We start from the raw sequence: 3,042 nt of genomic DNA on the forward strand, positions 1-3,042 counted from the left end.
GCTTCCTGGCTTCCGACGGCAGCCGTGTCGTGAACGAGGCCGCCGCCGGCGATCTGGACCACGAAGAGGTCGAGTCGCTGTCGGTCACCCGCAAGCACGTCGACAAGTAAGCCGGGTCAGGACTGATGTCGGCATATTCCGATCTGGCGAATGAAGGGAGTGTGAACCGCTAGTGGCAAGTTTGCGTGAATTGCGCTCCCGCATTCGTGGTGTGAATTCGATCAAGAAGATCACCAAGGCTCAGGAACTGATCGCGACCTCGCGAATTTCCAAGGCCCAGGCCAGGGTTGCGGCGGCCAAGCCGTACGCCGAGGAGATCACCAAGGTCCTCGGTGAGCTGGCGAGCGCGTCGAAGAATCTGGCGCACCCGCTGCTCAACGAGCGTCCCAACCCGAAGCGCGCCGCCGTCCTGGTGATCACCAGTGACAGCGGTATGTGCGGCGGCTACAACTCGAACGTGCTCAAGCGCGCCGAGGAGCTCATGACCACCCTGCGTGGCGACGGCAAGGAGCCGGTGCTGTACGTGATGGGCAACAAGGGCCTCACGTACTACAAGTTCCGCAACCGTCCGTTCCAGGCGTCGTGGACCGGCTTCTCCCAGCAGCCGAAGTACACCGATGCGTCGGCCGCGTGCGCGCACCTGGTCGAGGCGTTCATGGCCGGCTCCGACAACGAGGTTCCCTCGCTGGACGGCACCGGAACCATCGCGGGCGTCGACGAGCTGCACATCGTGTACACCAAGTTCGTCTCGATGCTGACCCAGAACCCGGAGGTGCGCCGCCTGGCGCCGATCCAGGTCAGCTTCGTCGACGAGAACTTCGAGCTCGGCGACGACATCATGTCGGACTCGCCGAACGCGGTGGTCACGGCGCAGTACGAATTCGAGCCGGACGCCGATGTGCTGCTGGGGGCCCTGCTGCCCAAGTACATCAACACGCGTATCTACTCATCGTTGCTCGAGGCAGCGGCATCCGAGTCCGCGGCTCGGCGCACCGCAATGAAGGCGGCGACCGACAACGCCAACGAGCTGGCCAGTGTGCTCCAGCGCGAGGCGAACTCGGTGCGTCAGGCCCAGATCACGCAGGAAATCAGCGAAATCGTCGGCGGCGTGAACGCGCTGGCGTCGAGCTCGGACCGCGACTAGAAGCGCAGGAAGAGAACCAATCTAATGACCGCAGCTGTCACTCAGGACAACGCGACCAAGGCAGGCGCAACTGCCGGCCGCGTCGTCCGTGTCATCGGCCCCGTCGTGGACGTCGAGTTCCCGCGTGGCGCCATCCCCGAGCTGTTCAACGCTCTCAACGCCGACATCAAGCTGGCGTCGGTGGCCAAGACCCTGACCCTCGAGGTCGCCCAGCACCTCGGCGACAACATCGTGCGCACCATCTCGATGCAGCCGACCGACGGCCTGGTCCGTGGCGCGGCCGTCGTCGACTCGGGCAAGCCGATCTCGGTGCCCGTCGGCGACATCGTCAAGGGCCACGTGTTCAACGCCCTCGGTGACTGCCTCGACTCGCCCGGCCTCGGCCGCGACGGCGAGCAGTGGGGCATCCACCGCAAGCCCCCGAGCTTCGACCAGCTCGAGGGTAAGACCGAGATGCTCGAGACCGGTGTCAAGGTCATCGACCTGCTGACCCCGTACGTCAAGGGCGGCAAGATCGGTCTGTTCGGTGGTGCCGGTGTCGGCAAGACCGTTCTGATCCAGGAGATGATCACCCGTATCGCTCGCGAGTTCTCCGGCACCTCGGTGTTCGCGGGCGTCGGTGAGCGTACCCGTGAGGGCACCGACCTCCACCTGGAAATGGAAGAGATGGGCGTCCTCCAGGACACCGCCCTCGTCTTCGGCCAGATGGACGAGCCGCCGGGCACGCGTATGCGCGTGGCCCTGTCCGCGCTGACCATGGCGGAGTACTTCCGCGATGTCCAGCACCAGGACGTGCTGCTCTTCATCGACAACATCTTCCGTTTCACCCAGGCCGGCTCCGAGGTCTCGACCCTGCTGGGTCGTATGCCTTCGGCCGTTGGTTACCAGCCGACGCTGGCGGACGAGATGGGTGAGCTCCAGGAGCGCATCACCTCGACCCGTGGTCGCTCGATCACCTCGCTGCAGGCGATCTACGTCCCCGCCGACGACTACACCGACCCGGCGCCGGCGACCACCTTCGCCCACCTCGATGCGACGACCGAGCTTTCCCGCCCGATCTCGCAGAAGGGCATCTACCCGGCCGTCGACCCGCTGACCTCGACCTCTCGTATCCTCGAGGCTTCGATCGTCGGCGAGCGCCACTTCCGGGTCGCCAACGAGGTCAAGCGGATCCTGCAGAAGTACAAGGAGCTGCAGGACATCATCGCCATCCTCGGTATGGACGAGCTCTCCGAAGAGGACAAGGTCCTCGTCGGCCGCGCCCGTCGTCTGGAGAAGTTCCTCGGCCAGAACTTCATCGTGGCCGAGAAGTTCACCGGTCAGCCGGGTTCGGTCGTGCCGCTGGAGCAGACCATCGACGACTTCGATCGCGTCTGCAAGGGCGAGTTCGACCACTTCCCGGAGCAGGCGTTCAACTCCTGCGGTGGTCTCGACGACGTCGAGGCCGCTGCGAAGAAGATCGCCGGGAAGTAGTCCACCATGGCGGAGATGACAGTTGATCTCGTAGCGGTCGAACGCAAGCTCTGGTCCGGCCAGGCTACGTTCGTCAGCGCGCAGACCACCGAAGGTCAGATCGGCATCATGGCCGGCCACGAGCCGCTGCTCGGTCAGCTCGTCGAGGGCGGCACGGTGTCCATCGTGTCGACCGAGGGCGAGCGGATCGTCGCGGCGGTGCACGGCGGTTTCTTCTCGGTGACCGCCGATACCGTGCGCGTGCTCGCCGAGTCCGCGGACCTCTCGGGTGAGGTCGATGTCGATGCGGCACGTAAGGTGCTGGCCGACACGAGCGCGTCGGAAGTGGCACTGCGCGTGGCGCAGGCCCAGGTGCGTGCTGTCGAGGCTGCCGCAAAGCACCACTGATCGCGAGAACAACCAACTGCCGGTGGTGGACCTGATGG

At 65.2% G+C, this 3,042-nt stretch carries 3 protein-coding genes; all 3 read left to right on the forward strand.

All coding sequences use genetic code 11. The annotated features are described in order from the left end of the window. Positions 1-172: 172 nt before the first annotated feature. The 3 genes from ACFWF2_RS33465 to ACFWF2_RS33475 are packed head-to-tail and all read left to right on the forward strand — an operon-like array spanning position 173 to position 3,004. Positions 173-1,144, forward strand: coding sequence for a F0F1 ATP synthase subunit gamma (locus ACFWF2_RS33465; RefSeq protein WP_379311484.1), 972 nt, complete (start codon positions 173-175; stop codon positions 1,142-1,144). A gap of 24 nt (positions 1,145-1,168) precedes the next feature. Continuing rightward, positions 1,169-2,617: a F0F1 ATP synthase subunit beta gene (gene atpD / locus ACFWF2_RS33470; protein ID WP_379311485.1), complete on the forward strand. Its 1,449-nt coding sequence runs from the start codon at positions 1,169-1,171 to the stop codon at positions 2,615-2,617. 6 nt (positions 2,618-2,623) lie between these two features. After that, positions 2,624-3,004 carry a F0F1 ATP synthase subunit epsilon gene (locus tag ACFWF2_RS33475; protein ID WP_379311486.1) on the forward strand — a complete coding sequence of 127 codons (381 nt, stop codon included), beginning with the start codon at positions 2,624-2,626 and terminating at the stop codon, positions 3,002-3,004. The last annotated feature ends 38 nt before the right edge of the window (positions 3,005-3,042 follow it).

The organism is Nocardia sp. NPDC060259 (genome assembly GCF_042728775.1).
Lineage (GTDB): Bacteria > Actinomycetota > Actinomycetes > Mycobacteriales > Mycobacteriaceae > Nocardia.

What these genes read in the sequence shown, in the direction of transcription:
- atpD (WP_379311485.1), top strand. Translation starts at nt 1,169, where the DNA reads ATGACCGCAGCTGTCACTCAGGACAACGCGACCAAGGCAGGCGCAACT.
- ACFWF2_RS33475 (WP_379311486.1), top strand. Translation starts at nt 2,624, where the DNA reads ATGGCGGAGATGACAGTTGATCTCGTAGCGGTCGAACGCAAGCTCTGG.